The following is a 1228-nucleotide window of genomic DNA, read 5'->3' on the forward strand; positions in this document are numbered from 1 at the left end:
GGGTTAAACGACAAAACGTGTTGTTTTTCGGCGTGTCGAGTTAAACGACATTTTGTGTTGGTGGGGGTAGGGGTTTAGCGTATGTGGCCTTTACGTATTCCCATAGAGTGGTTGTAGGCAGTGTCGATGGCGCTGTCGAAAGTTGCTGGTCGGCCATCTTCATGGCCGCTGGTGGCTTGTGTTTCCTGGTCGGCTAGGGTGTGTGCTTTGGCGAGTGCGTCCTGGCCCCAGTTGTGCTGCCTGGCGATCTCTACGGGGTCGTCAGGCAGTTGCGTGTGTAGGTACAGCCACCAGTCGCAGGCGAGGCGTTGTTGCTCGTCACGCAGTCCTCGGTGGTCGTGCATCAGTTTCTTGATTTGCGAGTTCACGCCACCTTCCAAACTGTTTGTCGTGCGCTCTAGACGCTGGCCTTGTTCTGCTTGAATGAGATAGGAAAATAGGTGACCATTCCTGCTCATTTTCTTCAGCTCCAGGTAAATACCCCGGTGGATATGGTGGGTGTACCACCATTTTTTGTTGCCGCGTTTAGATTTCGGGATTTGCTCAAAGGGGACGTCTTTGACGTAGGTACGGGCTTTGAGTTGAGTTCTAAATACGGTGCCGAACTGGTGTAGCTTGCCTGTCCATTCAGCGGCTTCATCTAGAGTGCTTACTGCCAGTAGCTCAAATGAAAGCCGTCGCAGTGCTTTACCCATCGGGGAGGTGGGGTGAAGGCCGGTGCCGCGTTGAATGTTGCGTTTGACGTGGACAATGCATCGCTGCACGGCGGTGTCAGGCCACAGGCGGCTTACTGCTTTAAGCCCTCCTGAATGCCCGTCACAGGTGACAAGTCGTGGTGGGGCCAGAGGGTCTAGCAGGCGCATATACGACCAGGATGATTCCTTAGTGCACCAGAACCAGTTGATGACATGGCTGGCATCGGCGACTACGACTAGGCACTTGGTGTTGAAGTAAGTGCCGTCGATGAAGATTTGATCGTATATTCGCTGCTTATCAACGCTTCGGGGAGGTTGGATGAGCCAGAAAGATTTGAAGCGTCGTTGCAGAGTTCGCGTTGAAACACCGCAGGTTTTAGCGGTCTCTGCCAGGCTGCGGCCTGAGGTGAGCCAACTGATAAAAAGGCGGAACCATTTTGCTTGAACTGCGTCGTCATTGGCGCGGGTGAAGGTGGCTTTGCAGGTGCGGCATCGCCAGCGTTGACGCCCAGTACTCGTCGTTCCGTGTTTGG

Annotated in this window: 1 protein-coding gene; it reads right to left on the reverse strand. The window is 54.2% G+C overall.

The features are described 5' to 3' along the window. Positions 1-74: 74 nt before the first annotated feature. Positions 75-1228, reverse strand: a 1154-nt coding sequence (locus ABRP98_RS11720; RefSeq protein ID WP_349859364.1) for an IS1249 family transposase, incomplete at its 5' end; no start/stop codon positions are given.

The organism is Corynebacterium sp. KPL2838 (assembly GCF_040225455.1).
GTDB classification, from domain to species: domain Bacteria; phylum Actinomycetota; class Actinomycetes; order Mycobacteriales; family Mycobacteriaceae; genus Corynebacterium; species Corynebacterium rhinophilum.